The 21,807-nt window shown below is 39.9% G+C and carries 16 protein-coding genes, 2 tRNA genes and 1 pseudogene; 3 read left to right on the top strand and 16 right to left on the bottom strand.

The genetic code is table 11. The annotated features are described in order from the left end of the window. Positions 1-48: 48 nt before the first annotated feature. The 3 genes and pseudogenes from ACWIX0_RS07965 to ACWIX0_RS07975 form a co-directional block, all read left to right on the top strand. Positions 49-768 (top strand): annotated as a pseudogene (locus ACWIX0_RS07965) (efflux RND transporter periplasmic adaptor subunit); the annotation flags it as partial. Between the two features lie 297 nt (positions 769-1,065). Then, complete coding sequence (locus ACWIX0_RS07970; RefSeq protein WP_454173447.1) at positions 1,066-4,152, top strand: efflux RND transporter permease subunit; 3,087 nt, start codon at positions 1,066-1,068, stop codon at positions 4,150-4,152. 90 nt (positions 4,153-4,242) lie between these two features. Continuing rightward, the gene (locus ACWIX0_RS07975) at positions 4,243-5,022 is read left to right on the top strand and encodes a hypothetical protein (RefSeq protein ID WP_454173449.1); all 780 of its coding nucleotides are present in this window, start codon (positions 4,243-4,245) and stop codon (positions 5,020-5,022) included. A gap of 334 nt (positions 5,023-5,356) precedes the next feature. On the opposite strand, the gene lepA is transcribed toward ACWIX0_RS07975, so the two are convergent. The 16 genes from lepA to glyQ all read right to left on the bottom strand — a co-directional run bounded on the left by lepA (position 5,357) and on the right by glyQ (position 20,787). Further along, complete coding sequence (lepA, locus tag ACWIX0_RS07980) at positions 5,357-7,150, bottom strand: translation elongation factor 4 (protein WP_454168463.1); 1,794 nt, start codon at positions 7,148-7,150, stop codon at positions 5,357-5,359. Between the two features lie 38 nt (positions 7,151-7,188). Next, positions 7,189-7,866 carry a methionine ABC transporter permease gene (locus ACWIX0_RS07985; RefSeq protein WP_454173478.1) on the bottom strand — a complete coding sequence of 226 codons (678 nt, stop codon included), beginning with the start codon at positions 7,864-7,866 and terminating at the stop codon, positions 7,189-7,191. A 641-nt stretch (positions 7,867-8,507) separates the two neighbouring features. Beyond that, entirely contained in the window at positions 8,508-9,569 is a 1,062-nt protein-coding gene (locus ACWIX0_RS07990) for a methionine ABC transporter ATP-binding protein (protein WP_454173451.1), read from the bottom strand. Positions 9,570-9,648: 79 nt separating this feature from the next. After that, positions 9,649-9,735, bottom strand: a tRNA-Leu gene (locus ACWIX0_RS07995). A gap of 120 nt (positions 9,736-9,855) precedes the next feature. Next, a tRNA-Leu gene (locus ACWIX0_RS08000) sits at positions 9,856-9,940 on the bottom strand. A 147-nt stretch (positions 9,941-10,087) separates the two neighbouring features. Continuing rightward, complete coding sequence (locus tag ACWIX0_RS08005; protein WP_454173453.1) at positions 10,088-10,453, bottom strand: F0F1 ATP synthase subunit C; 366 nt, start codon at positions 10,451-10,453, stop codon at positions 10,088-10,090. A gap of 87 nt (positions 10,454-10,540) precedes the next feature. Then, positions 10,541-12,781 (bottom strand): polyribonucleotide nucleotidyltransferase, encoded by a 2,241-nt coding sequence (locus tag ACWIX0_RS08010; RefSeq protein ID WP_454173455.1) that lies wholly within the window; start codon positions 12,779-12,781, stop codon positions 10,541-10,543. 157 nt (positions 12,782-12,938) lie between these two features. Beyond that, on the bottom strand, positions 12,939-13,856 hold the full coding sequence (lgt, locus tag ACWIX0_RS08015; protein WP_454173457.1) for a prolipoprotein diacylglyceryl transferase: 918 nt from the start codon (positions 13,854-13,856) through the stop codon (positions 12,939-12,941). Positions 13,857-13,925: 69 nt separating this feature from the next. Next, positions 13,926-14,360 (bottom strand): hypothetical protein, encoded by a 435-nt coding sequence (locus ACWIX0_RS08020; protein ID WP_454173459.1) that lies wholly within the window; start codon positions 14,358-14,360, stop codon positions 13,926-13,928. Between the two features lie 8 nt (positions 14,361-14,368). Continuing rightward, complete coding sequence (locus ACWIX0_RS08025; RefSeq protein WP_454173461.1) at positions 14,369-15,034, bottom strand: hypothetical protein; 666 nt, start codon at positions 15,032-15,034, stop codon at positions 14,369-14,371. After that, positions 14,988-16,025, bottom strand: a complete 1,038-nt coding sequence (locus ACWIX0_RS08030; RefSeq protein ID WP_454173463.1) for an RluA family pseudouridine synthase — start codon at positions 16,023-16,025, stop codon at positions 14,988-14,990. Before ACWIX0_RS08030 ends, ACWIX0_RS08025 begins: the two co-directional genes overlap by 47 nt. A gap of 39 nt (positions 16,026-16,064) precedes the next feature. Further along, the gene (locus tag ACWIX0_RS08035; protein ID WP_454173465.1) at positions 16,065-17,579 is read right to left on the bottom strand and encodes a 3-deoxy-D-manno-octulosonic acid transferase; all 1,515 of its coding nucleotides are present in this window, start codon (positions 17,577-17,579) and stop codon (positions 16,065-16,067) included. Positions 17,580-17,650: 71 nt separating this feature from the next. Beyond that, on the bottom strand, positions 17,651-18,112 hold the full coding sequence (locus ACWIX0_RS08040; protein ID WP_454173467.1) for a hypothetical protein: 462 nt from the start codon (positions 18,110-18,112) through the stop codon (positions 17,651-17,653). 51 nt (positions 18,113-18,163) lie between these two features. After that, the gene (locus ACWIX0_RS08045; RefSeq protein WP_454173469.1) at positions 18,164-18,937 is read right to left on the bottom strand and encodes a zinc ribbon domain-containing protein; all 774 of its coding nucleotides are present in this window, start codon (positions 18,935-18,937) and stop codon (positions 18,164-18,166) included. A 10-nt stretch (positions 18,938-18,947) separates the two neighbouring features. After that, positions 18,948-19,748, bottom strand: coding sequence for a Nif3-like dinuclear metal center hexameric protein (locus tag ACWIX0_RS08050; protein WP_454173470.1), 801 nt, complete (start codon positions 19,746-19,748; stop codon positions 18,948-18,950). Positions 19,749-19,875: 127 nt separating this feature from the next. Then, positions 19,876-20,787: a glycine--tRNA ligase subunit alpha gene (glyQ, locus tag ACWIX0_RS08055; protein ID WP_454173472.1), complete on the bottom strand. Its 912-nt coding sequence runs from the start codon at positions 20,785-20,787 to the stop codon at positions 19,876-19,878. Between the last annotated feature and the right edge of the window lie 1,020 nt (positions 20,788-21,807).

Genomic DNA, 21,807 nt, shown 5'->3' on the forward strand with positions numbered 1-21,807 from the left:
CATATCGCGCAAAAAGCAGTGCAAAATGTCGCATAATATAAAGGAGTGATGATGAGGATTTTATTAGCGAGTTTGTTTATGGTGGCGTCTTGTCTATGGGGCAAAATCTATGCAGAAGATATATATGCGGTGTTTAATGTAAGGGCAATCAAAGATTCAAATTTAGCCCTAGATGTAAGTGGCGTGGTGGAAAAAATCTTTGTCGATGTGGATAGCGAGGTAAAAAAAGGGGCGCAACTTTTAATGCTAGATAACAAAGACAAAGCAGCCCAACTAGAATCCATAAAACAGCAATACCTCTTTGCCAAAGCACAATGGGAGCGATACGCCAAAAGCGCGGACGCAGTGGATAAAAATACCCTAGACCAACAAAAATCAAACTTCAAAAAACTAGAAGCAGACTATCAATACTATCAATCAATGTATAACAAAACCGTTTTGCGCGCCCCTTTTGATGGGGTAATCGCCGAAAAAAAAATCGAAGTAGGCGATGGAGTAGGTGGGACAGCCACGACATTATTTCGCCTTGTAAGTGCGGAAAAAAAGCTAGTCTTGCAGTTTGATTCTAAACATTTAGACAAAATCAAAGTGGGCGATAGCTTTGAATACTCAATCGATGGAGCGGGAAACAAAGGTGGCAAACAATCTGTAACTATCAACAAAATCTACCCCACAATCGATAAATCTACCCGCAAAGCTACCGCAGAAGCTAGCGCACCAAGTAGCCTAAAGCCCGGACTTTTTGGCGATGGATTTATCAAAACAACTAAAATCAACACTCAAAATTCACCAAGTATGCAAAACTCCCAAAATCCACAAGAAAAACAACAGATTTTGCAAAATCCCCAAAATCCCCAAAACCCGCAAAACTTGCAAAATCCAAAACAAAATCTAACCCAAACAAATGAAAATCCACCAAGTAAAAATGCCCCAAATAGTAGCATTCAACGATAATTTAATGTCTAAGATTTTGTGCGCAAATAAAAAAGCCCAAAATCTAAGCAAGGCTAAGGCACAAAATGAAACGCCAAACACATAAACAACAAGCATAAAAAGGAAGCGGTAATGTATAAATTTGCCATAAATCGCCCCATTAGCACGATTATGTTTAGTTTGGGGATTATGTTTTTTGGAGTTTTGGGACTAAAAAAACTCCCCGTTGCGCTATGGCCTAATATAGATTTTCCTATCGTGCTTATCTCTACGGTATACCCCGGTGCTTCTGCCACCACGATTGAAAGCAAGGTAACTGACAAAGTCGAAGAACAAGTGCTAGGAATCGATGGAATCAAAAATGTAACCTCCATAAGTGCTAGAAATACAAGCCTTGTAATCGTGCAGTTTCAGCTAGAAAAACCCATAAGCGAAGCGGTAAATGATGTCATAAACAAAGTCTCTTCAGTGTATTTCACAGACGCAGATATACGAAAGCCATCTATTGACAAAATCGATACTAATGGACAGGCAATCATATCGCTTTTTGTTAGCTCGACTACGCATTCTGCGCCCGAGCTTATGAAGCACGCAGATACGATTATAAAACCACAGCTCCAAAAAATCAGTGGCGTAGGTGGCGTGCAACTAAACGGATATAGAGAGCGACATATCCGCGTATATCCAGACCCTACACTGATGGCAAAATATGACATTACTTATAGTCAAATCTCTCAAAAGCTAGGAAATGAAAATGTCGAAATCGATGGCGGTAAAATCATAAACGCCACGCAACAATTCTCAATCACTATCGATGGCAATAGCCCGAGTGTCGAAAAAGTCGGCAATATCCGCCTAAATGATAATATCTTGCTAAGCGACATAGCCGTAATCGAAGATGGGCTAGAGGAGTATAACACTCACGCAGCGTTTGATGGCGAAGCAGGCGTGATAATGGAAGTGCAAAAAATCGCAGGCTCAAATGACATAGCCATAGCCGATGGCGTCAAAAAAGCATTGCCCATCATAGAATCTGTAAGCGCGGGATATAATATTCGCCCCTTTTTAGATACCACAGATTTTATCAAAGAATCTATCCACGATATTGAGTTTGATTTGATTTTGGGTGGGATTTTAGCCGTGCTTGTGGTGTTTGTATTTTTGCGAAATCTAACCATTACGCTTGTGTCTGCTATCTCGCTTCCTATATCGGTGCTAGGGACATTTGCATTGGTGCAGGCTATGGGATTTTCGCTAAATATGCTTACGATGATGGCTATCACGCTATCTATTGGAATCATCATTGATGACGCCATAGTAGTCATCGAAAATATCTACAAAAAACTAGAAGAGGGCAAACAAAAAAGAGAGGCAGCCTATGAGGGCGTGCGCGAAATCGCATTTGCGATTTTTGCCATTTCGGCTATGCTTTTATCAGTATTTGTCCCTGTGGGAAATATGTCTGGCATTATTGGCAAATTTTTCCAAAGTTTTGGGATTACTGTTGCGCTTGCTATTGGGATTTCATACATTGTGGTGATGAGTGTTATCCCTATGGTTAGCTCTCTTATCGCAAATCCAAAACAAGGTGCTTTTTATACCAATACCGAGCCATATTTTGTGGCATTGCAGGAGTTTTATGCTCGCACGCTAAAAATGGTAATGCAAAAAAAGATTTTGGTTTCTTTGGGCGTGTTTGTGGTTTTTGCAGGCTCTATCTTTTTGGCAGGCAAGCTAGGAATGGAATTTATGCTAAAAGAGGATAGAAGTCAAGTGTATTTTTGGGTGCAGACAAATCCCGGGATAAGTATCTATGAAATGCGCGCAAAAACCGAAGCATTGCAAAAAGAAATAATGAGAGATAGCGCAAATGTCGAATACTCCACCATACAAGTCGCCTATGGCAAAACCCAAAACACTCACAAATCTAAAATCTATGTCCGCTTAAAAGAGCGCAAAGAGCGCAAAATCGACCAATTTGTATGGATGCGTGAAATGGGCAAAAGGCTTGATTCCCTGCCAGAATCTAGCGGGCTTACTATCACTCCTGCAGAAGTCCCGCTTATGGGTGGCGGGGATAATTCCGCATTTCAAGTTGCCATATACGCACCAGAGCAACGATTAGTCGATGAGAGTGCTGCAAAGCTAAAACATCTTTTATTGCACGATGAGAGGCTAAAGGGCAAATTAGTTGATTATCACGAAAATAGCTCGGATTGGCAGCCTGAATATCGATTGAGAGTGATTCGCGCAAATGCAAATGAATATGGCGTAAGCGCGCAAGATATAGGACGCGCTATTAGCACGGCTTTTTCAGGCGAAACACAAGTGGCGTATTATAGAGAAAATGGCAAAGAGTATAAAATCACTTTGCGTGTGCCAGATGAAAAACGCGTAAGCGCAGATGATATGAAGCGCATACAGATTCCAAATAAAAACGGCGATATGATGTTTTTGGAGGGTTTGGTAGAAATAGAAGAGGGCAAAACCCCCACTACTATCAATCGCTATAATCGCCAGCGAAGCATAATGCTCTATGCAAATACCGCCACAAAGCCAAATGGCAAAAAATACCCGCTAAGTGAAATCCTAGATATTGTCGAAGACACAAAAGGCGAATGGCTAGCACAAGGTGCGACATACTCTCTAAGCGGGGAAGCAGAAAATCTAGCCGAGACACAAGAAGCATTTGGCATAGCAGTGGCTACGGCGTTTGTGCTGATATATTTGATTTTGGCTGCCCTTTATGAATCCATTTTAGAGCCTATCATCATTATGGTAACAATGCCACTAAGTTTTTCGGGGGCGTTTTTTGCGCTAGGGATTGTAGGGCAACCATTTAGCATGTTTTCATTGCTAGGGCTTATATTGCTTATAGGAATGGTAGGCAAAAACGCCACTTTGCTAATCGAAGTGGCAAATGAAAAACGCGAGGAAGGGCATAGTGTCGAAAAAGCGATTTTGCTAGCAGGGGAATTGCGACTTCGCCCGATACTTATGACGACTATTGCTATGGTGTTTGGTATGCTACCATTAGCACTTGCCACAGGAGAGGGTAGCTCTATGAAATCTGCCATTGGCATTTGTATGATAGGTGGGCTTATCATTTCTATGCTGTTAAGTTTGCTTATCGTGCCTGTTTTTTATAGGATTTTAGCCCCTATCGATGATAAAATCAAGCGATTTTATCGCGTCTCAAAAACGCAGAGAATTGAGTAGTTTTTGTGCTTTTTTGCAATGATTTTTTGTGAATTTGAAAAATTTGGTTAGTTTTAAAAATTTGTTAAGATTTTTTGTATGGTGGATTTTATGGATTTTGATTTGAAAAAATATGTTAGATTTTATCTTGTTTTGGTATTTGTCCTAGCAAGTATCGCGGGTGCAAAGCCATCTACAAACTCCAAAACAAACCACAAAAATCCAAAATCAAGCAAGACAAAAAAATCTAGCAAAAATGATATAAATCCATCACTAAAAGTTACGCTCACACAAGAAGAAATCATCTTAAATTCTAACATTAAACGAGGTAGCCCTCACACCATTTTCATAGGAGCGGGGGCGGGCTATGGGATAGAAATGAAAATTCCAAAAAATTCTAGCACAAGCAGCTTAGATACAAAACAAATCAATCAAAGCAAGCAAGAGTGGCTACATTTGGGATTTCGCGCAGGGTATGAATATATGCCTTTGGCATTAAGGCGATTTTTGGGGCTGCGCGTGTATTTGGACTATTTTTTAGGCGTGCGTCCTATCGGGCTAGAGACGCTCACTAGCTCTACATTTTTAGCAAACCTAAATGCGCAAGGCAAAATCTATGCTTTTAAGCGAGTAGAGATAGGCTGGGCAGGAGGAGTTGGCATAGGCTATGGCACGCACGATAAGCAAATATCTACAAATGATGAGTCAAACGGTGATACAAACCCTGATGATGGCAAAGGTATCTTTCTAGGAAGTGTGGGGATTTTTGGGATTATTGATAAGCACCATAGAGTAGAGATTAGCTCTAAAATCCCTATTAACTCATTTGGCGATAGATTTTATACTTACAAACCTTACAGCGTTCTTTTTGTGTATGACTATCTTTTTTAGGTGGATTTTTTAAGGTGGTTTTTTTGGCTCTATTTTGCGTAAGATTTCTTTGTTTGAGTTAGGTTTAGCTAAGTTTTTATTTTTTTGCGATAGTTTGGATTTTATCCAAAACCAAAAATATCCAAGTATTTTTGCAAAATCTCACTATATTGCAAAGTGGCATCGCAAAATATTCAACGACAAAAAATTTTGCAAATGTTTGATATAGCAATATTTTGGGGTAATTTTAAAAAAAAATCAAAATGCAAAAATATGGCGTTTGATACTTTTTAATCTACGCAAAACAATAATCACAAAACACAACAAAACGGCTAAAAACCCTACCTAATCAATCTTAATCAATTTTAAGCACCGCTAGGAACGCCTCTTGAGGCAAATCCACCTTGCCGATTGCTTTCATTCGCTTTTTGCCCTCTTTTTGCTTCTCTAGCAGTTTGCGCTTGCGGGTTATATCGCCTCCGTAGCACTTTGCCGTTACATTTTTGCCCATAGATTTTACCGTCTCGCGTGCGATGATTTTGCTCCCAATGCTCGCTTGAATCGCCACTTCAAAGAGTTGTCGCGGGATTAGTCCTTTCATCGCTTCGACTAGTGCGCGCCCTTTTTCTTGTGCCTTGCTCCTATCGACAATGATTGATAGCGCATCGACTATTTCGTTTGCCACGCGTATATCAAGCCGCACCAAATCCCCTTCTCTAGATTCTATGGGCTCATAATCAAAGCTCGCATAGCCCTTCGTGCAGGATTTTAGCTTGTCATAAAAATCCATTACGATTTCATTGCTCGGTAGGGCGTATTGCAATAGCACGCGATTTTGCGTGATATAGTCCATTTTTTCTTGCACGCCACGGCGGTTTGAGAGAAGCGTTATGATATTGCCGACAAACTCACTGGGGGTTATGATATTTGCCCGCACAAAAGGCTCTTTGATAAATGCGATTTTTTGCACTTCGGGCAGTTCGCTAGGATTTTGCACGCTTAGCACACTCCCGTCCGTGCAATGCACCTCATACACCACTGTAGGCGCAGTGGCGATGAGACTTAGCCCAAACTCGCGCTCCAATCGCTCCTTTACCACCTCCATATGCAGCAGTCCTAAAAACCCCACTCGGAATCCAAATCCCAACGCCACCGAAGTTTCAGGCTCATAGCTAAGCGCGGAATCATTGAGGGCGAGTTTATTAAGCGCGTCTCGTAGCTCCTCAAATTTGTCCGTTTCGATTGGGTAAAGCCCCGCAAACACAAATGGCTTAGCAGGCATAAATCCCTCAACAGCCTTAGCTGTGGGGTTGCTAGAATCTGTAATCGTATCGCCAACGCGCAAGTCATTAAGCGATTTTAGCCCTAGACACACGATACCGATTTCGCCACAAGAGATTTGCTTGGTAGCGATTTTTTGCACGGGGTGGGGATAATAAAGGCTAAGCACCTCGTATTTTTTGCCCGTGCTCATTATGAGAACTTCGCTTCCTTGCGTGAGATTCCCATCTTTTAGTCGCACAAGTGCTAGCGCGCCTAAATAATTATCAAACCACGAATCATAAATTAACGCCTTTGTGGGCGCATTTGGATTCCCGCTTGGGGCGGGGATTTTCTCTATTATTGCTTCGATTAGGGTTTGGATTCCCACTCCGCTTTTGGCACTCACTTGCAGGGCGTTGGTGCAATCTAGCCCTATGCTCTCTTCAATCTCTATGCTGACTTTGAGCGCGTCAGCAGCGGGCAAGTCGATTTTGTTGATTACAGGGAGAATCTCCAAATTATTATCCAGCGCGACATAGACATTTGCGATAGTCTGTGCCTCTACGCCCTGTGTAGCATCAACGACAAGCAACGCCCCCTCACACGAGCTAAGCGAGCGTGAAACTTCATAGCTAAAATCCACATGTCCGGGGGTATCGATGAGATTGAGTGTGTAAGTCTTGCCCTTGTAGGCGTAGTTTAGTCGCACGCTTTGGGCTTTTATGGTGATACCGCGCTCTTGCTCTATATCCATAGTATCCATCATTTGGGCGTGCATTTCGCGCTCACTCACCGCGCCACATACTTGGAGGATTCTATCTGCGAGCGTGGATTTGCCGTGGTCGATATGGGCGATGATAGAGAAATTACGGATAAGATTTTGCATTTTGTGCCTTTTTATGTGCGTTTGAAAAAAATAAAAAATTAGCGATATTTGCGCAAATGCGCGACTAGAGAATCCCCTATGCCCTGCACGCATTGCACTAAGATAATAATCACAACCACAGTGCTGCATAAAATATCGGGCTGATAGCCTTGAAACCCTAGCCGAATGGCTGTATCGCCTAGCCCTCCAGCTCCTACTGCCCCACCCATAGCCGAGTAGCCTATAAGCCCGATAATAGTGATAACTACGGCATTACAAATGCTTGGCAGGGCTTCGGCTATCATCATTTTTATCACGGCGATTTTAGAAGCTCCTAGACTTAAAGTCGCTTCGATAAGCCCTTTATCCACCTCATCTAGCGCACCTTCAAAAAGCCTAGCGATAAAAGGAATCGCCGCGATTGAAAGCGGGATAATCGCAGCACTAGAGCCAATAGAAGTGCCTACAATTAGCCGAGACAATGGAAGTAGCAAGATAATAAGAATGATAAAAGGAAAAGAGCGGATAATATTTACCATAGAGCCCACAATAGAATTTAACCACTCGCAAGCAAAAATCCGCCCCCTTTTTGTTAGGCAAAGTAGCACTCCCAAAGGCAGTCCAAACAAAACAGCGATAATCGTGGAAATGCTTACCATATAAATCGTGTCATAAGTGGGCGTGGAAATCTGCGTGTAGTTATAAACTAGCTTTTGAGCAATAAGGTTTTCTAACATCTTATTGGTGGATTCTTGTGAATTTTGTGGATTTTTTGATTCTTGCGTATTTTGAGTTGGCTGCGTGGAATCTATCTTAGATTCTATAAAATCTTGCGCGAAATTTGCCTCACTCAAATCTAGCAACAAATCGCCTAAAATGTCGCCAAAATATTTGATGATAACAGGGCTTAAAGAATGCAAAAAATCGCTAAATGCAGAATCTATATCCTGTGCTTTTGTATCTAGCAAATGTGAAAATGCGTGTAAAAAATGCGTTTTTACCTCTGCATTTTGTGTATTTTGCTCTAAAATTTGTAGATTTTGCTCCGCGCTTTTTTTGTCATCATTTGAGGCAGAATCTAGCAAAGTAGAATCTAGCGATAAATTATGCCTAAAATCTTGCCCAAATTTTTCATACGCCACACCACTAAGCGCACTTATATCACGCAAAAATGGCGCAAGACTTAATCCAAATAGCAATAAAATCCCAAACACAATAAGGCAAAATCGCACAAAAAAAAGCGTTTTTTTAAGCATAATTTTTGCCATAGAACTAGCAGAATGATTTGTAACAAAATCTATTAGAGCGTTTGTAAAGTTGCTTAAAAAATCTATTTTTTTTGCCATTGTTATTCCTTATGGTTATGTCCTATACTCCCCTATATTCCCATAAACTCTTTACTTGCTAAATGCGTAATAAGCAATCCTTTTTCTTGCAAATACTTGATAGAATCTTGCATTTTTTGCAAATCGCTTGCATTTTTTTGGCTAAATTCTACAAGCAAATGCCCAACCTTAGTCGTGCTAAGAGGCTCGATATTGCCTGCTAAAATATTGATTGTTGTGCCAAATTTTTGGATTACTTCGGTGATTAGCGGTTCGTTGATATGCTCGCCTACAAAAGAGATTTTATAGACATTGTTAGGATTTTTGATAAGAGAATTTGTGCCATTGCTAAGATTGCCACTGAAAAATTGCGCATCAAAAAGATGAGTAGGCATATATGAGAGTAGCTCGCGTGTGATGTGGTTTTGCGGTGCGCTAAAAATCTCCTCCACACTCCCCCTCTCCACGATCTCACCCGCGCTCATCACGCAGGCTTTATTGCAGATTTGCTGGACGACTTCGATTTGGTGAGTGATAAGCACGATAGTAAGCCCTAAATCCGCTTGAATGCGTTTAAGTAACTCTAGGATAGATTTTGTAGTCTTGGTATCAAGCGCGCTAGTCGCCTCATCACATAGCAAAATATCAGGGTAGTTGCTAAGTGCGCGGGCTATGGCTACTCGCTGTTTTTGCCCGCCACTAAGCTGACTTGGATAAAAGCTAGCCTTATCGCTAAGCCCCACGATTTCAAGCAGTTCTCTGACACGAGAATCTATTTTTTGTTTGTCCCAATTCGCTATTTCAAGCCCAAAGGCGACATTTCCATACACGGAGCGCGAAGACAAAAGATTAAAATGCTGAAAAATCATACCGATTTTTTGCCGTTTTTTTTGGAGTTTTGCTTGAGATAGGTTTAAGATATTTTCGCCATTGATAAACACTTCGCCACTACTTGGATTTTCTAGGCGATTTATTAGACGAATAAGGGTTGATTTTCCCGCACCTGAATAGCCTATGATTCCCATAATATCGCCTTTTTGCACTTCTAGGCTAAGAGGCTTTATCGCACAAAATCCATTTGGATAAACCTTAGAGACATTGCGGAGGGAAATCATTGTTTATCCTTGTTTTAGGTATTTAGCGTAAAAATCATAAGGAAGTTTAAGAGAGGTTTGAATATTTTTTTATGGATTATGGTGCCGAAGGTCGGACTTGAACCGACACAGGGTTGCCCCTACTAGATTTTGAGTCTAGCGCGTCTACCAGTTTCACCACTTCGGCGTTTTAATAGCGTTTTGGCAAATCAAAACAACGCTTTTGCTACGCTATTGCATTGCTTGTGATTGCGTTTATGATGACATATCGCAATTTATTTGCAAATCCCAAAAATGCCAAATTAGATGGTGCGCTGAGCGAGACTTGAACTCGCACGAGTTGCCCCACCACCCCCTCAAGATGGCGTGTCTACCAATTCCACCACCAGCGCAACCAAAATAAAAAAAAATAACACAAGAATCTAAAAAGACTCTTTTACCACAGGGCTAAAATACGGCTAAATATGCCTAAAAATGTCAATAAAAAACCCGCTTAAAAAAGCCAAAGGCTACATTTAAGCGGGCATACAAAAGCTAAATTATTTTAGCAACGCGCTAAACGCATTAACAACTAAGCTTGACTCTGGTAAAAAAGGATTACCATAAATAGCGATAATCGCAAATACAAGCGTGTAGATAACTTGCGCTTCGATAAGTGCTAGCGCAATAAACATTGTTCCTAGTAGCTTACCACCGATTCCCGGATTTCGCGCTGTGCCTGAAATAGTCGCAGCAGCGGCATTTCCCATACCGATAGCACCACCAAGTGCAGCGATACCAAGTCCTACCACGCCACCTGCCACTGACAACGCCATAAGCAATGATAAATCACTACCGCTAAATACGCTATCGCCTGCAAAAGCAAAGCCTACAATTCCAAAAAACAAAATTCCAAGTGCTTTCATTCGTTTCTCCTTTCTAGCCTTTCGGATTTATCCCCTACTCGCGCTTTTTGAATGTGCAAAAGCGATTATGCCAAAACAAAGTTAAAATTACGCTAAAGCTAGCCCGATTTTGCCACGAAAAGTTTCTACAACCACGCATTTTAGAATCTGCCCTTGAGAGTATCGCTCTTTTAGTGGCGTATTGTCGCGTGGCAATTTGCTAATATGCAGCAAACCATCGCCGCCTTTTGGTAGCTCGATAAATAGCCCAAAATCTGCCACAGATTTGATTATGCCATTAAAAATCTCGCCTTGAGTATAAGTTTCCTTAGGCGTGATAAGTGCTAAGATAAACGCTTTTGCATTGCTAATAGCCATAGAATCTAGCGCGTTTATTTGGATTTCGCCCTTGTCTCTAAAAATATCAATACTTACCCCAAATCGTTCTGTTATTTCTTTTATCGTCTTTCCGCCTTGCCCGATGACATCAGCGATTTTGGCACTTGGCACGGCAAATAATTCACTTTTTGGCAAAATCTCATCTTGGATTTTGATAGATTTGCACGCCTCTTGCATAATGCCTAAAATATGCTCCCTTGCTTCTTTTGCTTGATACAATGCTTCTTTTAAAATGCTAAAATCTAATCCACCTAGTTTTATATCCATCTGCATTGCGCTTATGCCATTTATGCTTCCTGCTACCTTAAAATCCATATCACCATCGTGGTCTTCTAGTCCCATAATGTCTGTCAAAATCGCGTATTTTTTTGACGCATTTGTGGATTTAGCGGAATCTTTTTTGCTAGATTTTGCGCTAGATTTTGTTTGCGCTTCATCGCATATAAGCCCCATAGCCACACCTGCGACTAGCTCATTTTCTATCCCGCACGCCCTTAGTGCCATCGCCCCACCACATACGCTTGCCATAGATGAGCTTCCGTTTGATTCTAAGATTTCAGAGACTAGGCGAATGATATTGCGGTTTGTTTTATTGCTTGGCAGGCTAGATTCTAATGCTTTTTTGGCAAGGTTGCCGTGTCCTAGCTCGCGTCTGCCCACTCCTCCTATCATACTTGCCTCGCCTACGCTAAAGCTAGGGAAATTATAATGAAAGCTAAATTTTTCTTTTGCAGGGGTGCTTTGAGGTTGATGAGAGGCATTTACACCGCTAAAATCATCTAATGTTTGTGCGTCATTTTCGCCACCTAGCGTGCAAGTAACAAGGGCTTGTGTTTCACCTCGCGTAAAAAGCGCGCTAGAATGCACGCAGGGCAAAATATTTGTCTCAATGCTGATTTGTCGCACATCTTTTAGCCCCCTGCCATCAGCGCGGATACTAGACTCTAGCACCATTTTGCGCAGTTCTTGTTTTTTGTAGAGATTTAGCATTTCTTTTATGCAGGATTTTAGCTCCTTTGTTTGGGTTTCATTTAGCTCTTTGCCTGCGTTTTTGGATTCTAAGATTTTAGATTCTAGGATTTGTTTGGCGATAGATTCTAGCTCGCTACTTCGCTCAGATTTACTCATCGCCTTTATCGCTTCTAGCACGGGTTTTTGGTAATCTTTGGCGATTAGCTCATAAATAGATTCATCTGCAATCGTTGGTTTTATAGGGAGGTCTAAAGTAGGGGCTTTGTGTGGTTTTAGGAGTTTTTCGTATTGTTTGCAGTCTTTTTGTATGGTGTTTTGTGCTAGTGCGATAACTTCAAGGAGGGAATCCTCATCGATGTATGGGCTAGATTCGCTAGAATTTTTTTTGCCTTTCATTTCTATCATTAGCACATCTTTGCCACTGCCTGATACATACAAATCAAGGCTAGAATCTTGCATTTGAGAATTGCTAGGATTTATCACAAATTTATCATTGATTTTGCCAACCCTCACGCTACTTACCGCAGGGATAAAATCTAGCCCCGATATTAGCAGTGCATTTGCCGCTGCGTGCAAAGCACACACTTGCAAATCGCTCTCCCCCTCATAGCTAAGCGCAAAAATGCTAATTTGGGTTGGATAATAATAGCCCTTAGGGAAAAGCGGGCGCAAAGAGCGGTCTATAAGCCTAGAAGTCAAAATCTCAAACTCACTAGGCTTGCCCTCACGCTTCATAAAGCCGCCGGGGATTTTGCCTATGGCATAGGATTTATGGATATATTGCACTGTGAGTGGCAAAAATTCTTCTTGTCTTGCTTCATCATCTATCGCAACAACAGCTAGCATAATGGTTTTTTTTGACTCATACCACACACTTCCACAAGCTTGCTTAGCGACATAATCTAGCTTGTAGTTTTCATCTAAATTTTGCAGAGATACTTTTATGGATTTTGCCTGCGTTTGAGGTTTTGCGTGCATTTTGCTCCTTTTTGACTTCTAATTTTTATCAACAAAAAAACGCATTATTTTAGCAAGCATAAACTTAAATTTATTTTATGATTGCATAAAAAATCACAATAAATTCTGTCTTTATTTTGAAAATTTCATTTTATTTACATATAAAAATGTATTTTTACTATTTTTTGTTAATTTTGGCACAAATTCTATCTTTTATGCTATCCCATAAATACACATAAAACAAAATGCAAAATCCTGCAAATATCATAATGCCACACAAAATCTGCCCCATACTAAATCCACTAAACACTCCATCTACGCTAAAATAAAGCCCCATTTGCACATCTGGCTCTCTCCAATACTCCGCGATAAATCGTGCCACTCCATAGCCTATGCCATAAATGGCGATAAGCGCACCACTTTTGCGCAAAAATCTAGCAAAAAATGCCACCACAAAAAATAGCACAATCCCCTCTAAAAAACTCTCCAAAAGCTGGCTTGGGTAGCGAAGTTCGCCATTTACAAGTATGCCTATTATTTGCCCGAAGCTATCATCATTTGGCACGATTCTGCCATAAAGCTCTTGGTTTAAAAAATTGCCTAACCTACCAAAAACATAAGCAAGCGGGACGCTAATGGCTAACAAATCCATTAGCGGTAAAAAGCCCTGTTTTTTGAAGCGACAAAAAAGCCACGACATAAGCAAAAATCCCACTGCCCCGCCGTGAAAACTCATACCGCTAATGCCAACAAAATTGCCATAACTATCAAAAGGGCTAAAAATCTCTAGCGGATTTCTTAGATAATACATTGTGTTTGTATCATAAATCAGCACATAGCCTATACGAGCACCCAAAATCACGCCCACTTCTGCCCACAAAAAATAGCTATCAATGGTAGATTCTGCAATGTTAAAACGAGTAGGATAGCGGCGAATAAAAAATTTTGCGATAAAAAACGCTAAAATTAGCGCGCACGCATAAGCGATACCATACCAATGCACTTTTAGCCCTAAAATGCTAAACGCCACAGGGTCAAATTGTGAATAAATCGTGTTCCAAAAGCTAAAATCTGCTTGATTAAAATCTATGTTCAAAGTTGCTCCTTATCGTGTAGTTGTGCGTAAAATCTAGTGTGAAAGCTAGTTTTTGATTTGGCGTAAAATCTACTGCGAATCTAAGACTTTGCCCTTTGTGGTAAGTCTAGGGTCGGTGTCGATATTTATCGTAAAAACTTTGTTAAACTCGATATACTCTAGCATACTTAGCAAACGATAATGATCAGTGGCTATGTCAAAATCATATTTGTTGTTTAATTTTAGCTTTAAAATAAAGCCTAGTGCGTGGGTATTAAACGGATAGGCATTTACAAGCATAAGCCTAAAAAATGTATATTTTTGGATAGGTGTTATTTCTTTTTCATCTTTTGGTTTAGAAGTTGTGTCTTTGCTTTTTGGCATAGGCAGGGTGTGTGGATTGTCGATAAATTTTTCTAATGCGTTATTTAGTTGGGATTTAAAAAGCAAAAACTCCTCGTGGCTCTTTACTCGCCCAACCCAGCATACATAAAGCCTCTCATCTTTTAGCACGACACTTACCATTACTGCTCCTAAATATGCTCTAAAATTGGGGGTAGGATCCTCACGCGCAAAATCCGCTCTCTTGCGTTTTTAAAAAAGATTTTGGGTGTATCATAGCAGATTTTTTCTGCAAGATAGGCAATGACTTTGTTGCCTAGAAGGCTAGAATCTATATGGATAGAATCTTTTGTGCGTGATAGTAGCTCATCGTAGCGCAAAAAATACATTTGTGGCGGGTTTGTAGAAATAAAAATCGGCATATTAGATTTTGCATTTTTTGTGTTTTTTTTGGTGAGATTTTTTGCGTCATTTTTGGTGCGAATATTTATCAGTGTAAAGCCTATTTTATAATGCAGTGATATTTCTACAAAGTCGCTATAAACAAAGGCTTGCAAGCAGATTTTGCTAGAATCTATTTTTTTAGATTTTGTAGATTTTGCATTTTTGGGGTTTGTCAAATCACAAAGGTTTGCAAAATCACGATTTTTTCGTTGGCTAGATTTTTTTAGTCCATATTTTACTACATTGCTCCCTAGCTCCCAAAGTAGCGCATATATATCATCGCTTGTAGATTTTGATAGATTAGATGGGCTATGTGTTTTTAGTTTGTTTGAGAGGGTTTCTAGCCCATTTTCTAGCCCTACAAAGCTAGCTTCTAAGCGCAAATTCACTAGGCAACGCAGAGGTAAAAACATACTCAAAAATCCTAATCTCGCTAGCGTGTAGCATAAGCCTTGAAGCATTCAGCCCACCATAGAGGCTATCGCCTAAAATAGGGTGTCCTATGGCTTGTAGATGGGCGCGGATTTGGTGTGTGCGCCCTGTGATTATTTGTGCTTCAAGCAGTGTTTTTTTGCCCTGTATAAATTTAGGCATTATTCGTGTGGTAGCAGATTTTAGCTCTGTATGGTGCTTTGTGTCTTTGTTTGGGGTTTTTGTGGTGGATTTTGGGATTATCGCTATGGATTTTGCAGATTTGCCTTTTTTGATTAGCAGGGGCAGTGATATTTGGCATTCATCATTGATGATTCCACTCACAATGGCGGTGTAGAGTTTATAAACGCGATTTTTGGCAAACTCTTCTATGGCTTTTTTAGCAAAATCGCTACCGCTTTTTACAAGTAGCAAACAGCCACTTGTTTGTTTATCTAGCCTATGAAGTAGCACCCATTGGCTATTTTTTGAAGCATTTTGTGAAATATCTTGCATTGCTTGGCATTGCTCTTGGATTTCATAGCTATCCATAAATGCGGGCTTATCCACACACAAAATATGACTATCTTGGTAGAGAATCTGCATTTTTTGGATTTGTGCTATGTGAAATTTAGTGCTTTTTGGCAGGGGGATTCTAGCAAGTGTTAGCTTTTTTCCATTTGCGCTTACAAGCCCTCTATCAATGAGTGCTTTTGATTTTGCGTTGGAAATGTTTAATTGCTCGCTTAGGAGTTTGTAGGCTTTTTGTTCTTGATTTTGGCGTGTATTTTGTGAAGTGTTTTGCACATATTTTTGAGGGCTTTTTTGCGTGCTGTTTGGTGCGCGTTTTTGAGGATTTTTTGGTGAATTTATTTGGGTAGATTTTGCTTTTTTTGCAAATGTTTTTGTCTGCTTTTGGGCTTTTGTGTTAGTTTTTTTTGTCGCCTTTTTTATTGTTTTGTTTATGGTTTTTTTTGGTATTTTTTTTTGCATTTTTTTGTCTTTTTAGTTTTTTGTTTGTTTAGCGCGATTTTAGCGCAACGCGTTGTTTATGGACTCTAGCAAGATTGATAATGAAATCTTAGAATCATCAATATAGCTTTTTTGCAACGATTGATAATTTTTGAGGTTGGATTCTAGCCTATCTTGCGCGATGACATAGGCATTTTTCACTTGCGAAAAAAGGGCTTTTTGATTAAAAATATGCTCCCCGCTTATTAGCACATTTTTAAAATACGCTGGCTCTAATGGGTTATGCCCGCCATTTTTGCTAAATGCGCCACCTAAAATGCTAATATCTGCGATTTTGTAGAGGTTGTTTAGCTCTCCTAGCATATCCACAAGCAATATTTTTGCCTCCCCTTTGAATGCTTTTTCATACCCCTCGCTTAAGCGCGTAAAATGCAGATTTTTGGATTCTAGCAGTTTTGCCACTTCGCCAAATCGCTCTGGGTGGCGCGGGATAATGGCTAGAAATTTATCGCTAGATTTTAGAGCATTTGCTCGATTTTCTTTAGAATCTAGCGTATTTTGCAATCCCTTTTTTGCTTCAAAATCTTTATTTTCAAAATCCCCCTCTTTAAAATCCTTGCTTGCAAAATCTTTGTCATTAAAATCCTTGCCAAACGCATTGATAAAGGCTTGCAAGATGATTTCTTCTTCGCCACTATGTGTGGAAGCTGCCAAAAATAACACCCCCTTTGGCTTCATATAATTACGAGTGATTTGCGGGGGATTGTGCGCTTTTAGGTTGCCTATGGCGTGGATATTTTTTGCCCCTAGTAGTTCTAAGCGAGATTTATCCTCATCGCTTTGGGCAAACACATTATCAATGAGTGCAAAAATATGGCGATAAAAAAAGGCAAACTTACGATAGCGAGGGAGTGAGCGAGAAGAGATTCTAGCATTTATTAGCATTGTTTTTGCGCTTAGATTTTTGGCTAGGGCAAAAAGATTTAGCCATAGCTCTGCTTCAAATACGCAAAGTAATTGTAGTGATGAAATGGGGCTGCTAGCGACTTTGTGAGATTTTATGTCGTTTTTTTTGCTAGATTTTTTGCTAAAAAAACATTTAGCAAAAAATGGCAAAAAGATTTCAAAAGGCAAAAATTCCACACGCACATTTTTTTTGTCTGCGTAGGTTTGCTTTGCTAGCGTGTAGCCTGTGTGCGTGATGGTGGTAAGCAAAATCTGTAAATTTTTGTGTTGTGATGTTGGATTTTTAGATTTTACAGAATCATTGTTTGTAAAATTTGGTTGTGTTTGTTTATCGCGCTGGCTAGGATTTTTGCCCAAAAGAAATGCCATAATGGATTCTAGCGATTTTACTTCGCCATAGGAGCAGGCGTGTAGCCACACTTGCGGGGTGAAATTTTCACAAAATCTCTGCGCAGAGCTTAGCCCCAAAAATCGCAATACAGGAAAAACAAACGGAAAAAATCTGCGCGGAATCGACAATCTATGCTTGCGCTTCAAACTTGTCAAAACTAACAGGGGCAAACTAACAACATACAAAACTAAACACGCAAAAAAATAAAAATAGCGCAATGTTGCCCCTTATTTTTTGGATTTTATGGATTTGGTGTGGTTTTAGATTTTTGCTTGTTTGTTTGGATTGCTTATTTTTTTATTTGTTCATTTTCTTGTTTTCTTGCCCGCTCTATCAAAATCTTATCGATTCTTTTTCGCAAATCCTCATCGTGTGCGCTTACCTCCCACATAGCCCTTAATTCGCTAGATTCTAGCTTGCTAAGCGGGTCTGCTTTTTTGTCGTCTTGTTTGTCTGTTTGCTTTTGTGTTTGCTTTTGTGTGGATTTTGGCTTTGCGCTATTTGTGCTTTGTGCTGTGTTTGGTTTGTCGCTAGAACTCCACCGCGAAAATGAATAAAATGCCAAAATAATTAGCAAAATAGCGATGATAAATTTCACTACCCCCGCAAATAAATGCCATAAACTTGCTAAAAAACTACTTCCACCCTCCGCTTGCACTCGCCTAGATTCTAAAAAACACACAAAGATTAACCCTGCTAAATTAAACACTAAAACAATGATGATATACCCAAACAGGCGCAAAAAACTCATTTCCACCCTCTTAAAACGCAATCTTTTTTTAATGTTTCATTGCGCATTATGCTATGCTTCTTGTTTTTCTGCCTTGCTTTTTGTTTTTTTCTTGCTTGCTTCAGGGGCAGATACTGTGCTACCCTCGGTAATGTATAAAATCCTGCCACAATGTGGGCAGTTTATGATTTCGCTACTTTGCAAAATATCTGAATACAGCTTGTCATTTAAGCGGATAAAGCATCCTCCGCAGGCTTGTTTTTTGACAGGGACTACGCTTGAGTCTTTTGCCCATCGGCGTATTTTTTCATAAAAAGTGATGACTTTTTGGTCGATGGAGGCGATATGCACCTCTTTTTTCTTAAAAATTTCTTGTTGTTGGGCTTTGATTTGGCTGATTTCTTTTTCGCAAACTTCTTTGGTTTCTTTGATATTTGCGCTTAGTTTTTCAAGCTCGGCATTTATCTCATTTATCTGAGCTTCCCTGCTAGTTATTTCTTTGTTTAGTCGCTCTATTTCGTTATTAGAATGTCGAATCTGCTCTTTTGCCAAATCTTCCTCTATGGCTAGAGTGCGTGCTTCTCTATCGGAGCGAGGCTCGATTAGTCGTTGTTGAATGTCCTCTATTTTTTTAGAATTATCGCTGATGATGGTTTCATTGCGCGTGATAGTTAGCCTTGCTTCTTCTTGCATTTCATCTATGGCGCGAAGTCTAGCTTCTTGCTTTGCTTTGTCGGTTAGTAGTTTGTCTAGTTTTGCCTGTCTTTCTTGCACTTGTGGGTCTAGCGCGTCTGCTTCTTTGTCGATTTGTGCTATGGCGATAAGCTGGGTTAGATTTTTATTCATCGTGTTCCTTTCATACATAAGAAAATGGGGAAAAATTCTCTAGCATTATACAATTAAGGCGTTTATTTTGCAAATGATTATGCAATATTTTTGCGAAATGTCGCTCACTAGCATAATGCGTAGCGTCTATCAAAGCGATATTGGCACATTTTGCGCTCATCGCATCGTGGTATTTTATATCGCTAGTGATTAGGCAGATTTTATCTTGGGTATGTTGTGGCGTGGATTTTGCATTTGGAGTAAAATCTGGCTTTATCTCGCCTTTTGCGATTTTGCTCCAAAAGCTAGCCGCACTGCCACAGACAAAATACACTTGCGATACCATAAAATCCTCTTTTGGTGCGCTATATGCGATATGTGATAAATCTAGTTTAGATTTTACCTGCTTTGCTAGAGTGGCGATAGGCGTAGGCGCAGTGGCGCAAAAATAAGTGAGATTATCACTACACACGCTAGCATTACTAAAGCCTAAAATCTCTTTTGCAAAATATTCATTTAAGTGGGTTTTATCAAAATTTGTATGTATTGCGATTAGGGCGCAGTTTTTTTGGATAAGTAGGCGTAGGATTTTAGCTGGATAACTTGAAGTGTCAAAACATTTAAGAGGGGAAAAAATAAGCGGGTGATGCGTGATAAGCAGACTATTTGGCGATAGATTTGTAGCAATGTCTAAATCCGCTTCAAGGCTTATAAAAATCTCGCTAATTTCTTGGCTATGATTTCCTAGATTGATTCCGCTATTATCCCACGATTCTTGCAAGGCAAAGGGGCTAATGCTATCTAAAATCTCATATATTTCTTGTAGTTTCATTGTCGCTTCTTTTTAATTTTTGGGCTATTTTTACTCATTTTTTGGTTTTATTGGTATCGTTTTATACAAAATCGATTCTGCTAGCAAAATCTATTTTGGTAAAAATCTATGTTTTTAAATGTAGATTTTAGCTAGAACTTGCCACGCTAGATTTTGCATTTGTTATCCGTGCTTCTCGTTCGTCCTCTTGCTCTTTATACAGCATAGCGCACGCTTTGGCAAGCTCGCGGATTTTTAGGATATAGTTTTGTCGCTGTGCGACTGAAATAGCCTTGCGCGCATCAAGCACATTAAAATAATGGCTTGAAAGCATAGTATAATCATACGCAGGCAATGGCAACTTAGCCTCTAAGCACCGCTTCGCCTCGCCCTGCGCGCTCTCAAACGCACCAAAAAGCATAGCAGTATCTGCCACTTCAAAATGATATTTGCTAAACTCAAACTCGCTTTCTTTATGCACATCTTTGTAATACACGCGCTGTTTAAGAGAATCTAGCCCCCAAAAAATATCAAACACGCTCTCCACGCCTTGAATATACATCGCAAGTCGCTCCACACCATAAGTGATTTCCACCGACACAGGCTCGCAGGGTAGCCCACCCACTTGCTGAAAATAAGTAAATTGCGTAACCTCCATACCATCTAGCCACACCTCCCAGCCTAGCCCCCACGCACCAAGCGTAGGAGATTCCCAATTATCCTCCACAAAGCGCACATCGTGCTTAGTCGTATCGATGCCAAGTTGCTTTAGCGACTCCAAATACAGCTCTTGGATATTACTAGGATTTGGCTTTATAAGCACTTGAAACTGATAGTAGCTCCCTAAGCGATTTGGATTCTCCCCATAGCGTCCATCAGTAGGACGGCGCGATGGCGCGACATACGCGACACTCCACGGCTTAGAATCCAAACTCCTAAGCAAAGTCGCAGGGTGAAATGTCCCAGCTCCCGCAGGAATGTCATAAGGCTGGACAATCAAACAACCCTGCTTTGCCCAAAAATCTTGCAACGCCAATAAAATATCTGAAAAACTTCGCACGAGATGTCCTTGTATGCTTACTTGCAATGCGGAAAAATGCCTAAATATGCAAAAAAGCAAAAATATAAACGCAAAAAAATCACTGAAAAAATAAACCCTAAATTGTATAAAAAAATGCTTAATATTTGATTTTGATTTTGAAATGTGTTTATTTGATATATTTATTTTTAGATTTTGTAAAAACTTGAAACATACAAAACTTTGAAATCTAAGAATTGTGTTTTTGTTGTTTTTGTAGTTATTGCGAGCCTTGCATTTTATCAAAACACAAGGCGTGGCAACGCTAGTTAAGCGTGGCAATCCAACATTTTATCGTCATTGCGAGAATCTAGGCTTTTGTTAAAAAAAAACTAGATTCGTGGCAATCCATATCATAATGCAAAGAAAGTAGATTACCACGCGTTGTATTTTAATAAAATGCAACGCTCGCAATGACAGCATTATTTCCACCTCCATTGCGGAGGGGGATTAAGGGGGTAGGTTTCTTTGTCATACAAAAAATCCTTGTCGGTCTTAGGGCGTGTGCGCGAAGCATCCAAAACATTAACCATTGTCGGACTTAGGTTTCGCAAGAAACCGAAGTATCTCAAAGCGTAGCTTCTTTATAAAATCTAAAAACGCCAATAGAGATATTTCTTTTTGAAGTTTTTAAGCGGTTAAAGAAGCGTAAAATGGGGAGTAAGATTTTTTGATTTTGCATAAATTGCCACAAAATTTGACACAAACGCGACTAAAAAAAACTCATCGCCCTCGCTAAAAAAATAGCAAAAAGCAAAGAGTTTGACACAAACGCTTTTTAACAAGTAGCTTATGAGCTAGGCAAAAAGCTATTCTAAAATCTGCAAAATCATCAAAAAGCTAATGGCTTTTTATTTTCTTGCGATTTTTAGCAAAAATCCTTAATGCCTCTGCACAAATTGACACAAAAACAAAAAAGAATCTAGCACAAAACTACGCAAAAACTTTTAGCAAAATCGCTACACAAAAGGCAAGCTACAAACAAGCCTCCAAAGCACGATA

The organism is Helicobacter sp. T3_23-1059, assembly GCF_053654515.1.

Bases quoted from the DNA above. Each gene is read 5' to 3' on its own strand.
- ACWIX0_RS07990 (WP_454173451.1), bottom strand. From the start codon at position 9,569: ATGATTTCCCTCCGCAATGTCTCTAAGGTTTATCCAAATGGATTTTGT.
- ACWIX0_RS07975 (WP_454173449.1), top strand. From the start codon at position 4,243: ATGGATTTTGATTTGAAAAAATATGTTAGATTTTATCTTGTTTTGGTA.
- ACWIX0_RS08045 (WP_454173469.1), bottom strand. From the start codon at position 18,937: ATGAATAAAAATCTAACCCAGCTTATCGCCATAGCACAAATCGACAAA.
- ACWIX0_RS08025 (WP_454173461.1), bottom strand. From the start codon at position 15,034: ATGTTTTTACCTCTGCGTTGCCTAGTGAATTTGCGCTTAGAAGCTAGC.
- ACWIX0_RS08005 (WP_454173453.1), bottom strand. From the start codon at position 10,453: ATGAAAGCACTTGGAATTTTGTTTTTTGGAATTGTAGGCTTTGCTTTT.
- ACWIX0_RS08050 (WP_454173470.1), bottom strand. From the start codon at position 19,748: ATGAAACTACAAGAAATATATGAGATTTTAGATAGCATTAGCCCCTTT.
- ACWIX0_RS08040 (WP_454173467.1), bottom strand. From the start codon at position 18,112: ATGAGTTTTTTGCGCCTGTTTGGGTATATCATCATTGTTTTAGTGTTT.
- ACWIX0_RS08020 (WP_454173459.1), bottom strand. From the start codon at position 14,360: ATGGTAAGTGTCGTGCTAAAAGATGAGAGGCTTTATGTATGCTGGGTT.
- ACWIX0_RS08030 (WP_454173463.1), bottom strand. From the start codon at position 16,025: ATGCAAAAAAAAATACCAAAAAAAACCATAAACAAAACAATAAAAAAG.
- ACWIX0_RS07985 (WP_454173478.1), bottom strand. From the start codon at position 7,866: ATGTTAGAAAACCTTATTGCTCAAAAGCTAGTTTATAACTACACGCAG.
- ACWIX0_RS07970 (WP_454173447.1), top strand. From the start codon at position 1,066: ATGTATAAATTTGCCATAAATCGCCCCATTAGCACGATTATGTTTAGT.
- lepA (WP_454168463.1), bottom strand. From the start codon at position 7,150: ATGCAAAATCTTATCCGTAATTTCTCTATCATCGCCCATATCGACCAC.
- ACWIX0_RS08010 (WP_454173455.1), bottom strand. From the start codon at position 12,781: ATGCACGCAAAACCTCAAACGCAGGCAAAATCCATAAAAGTATCTCTG.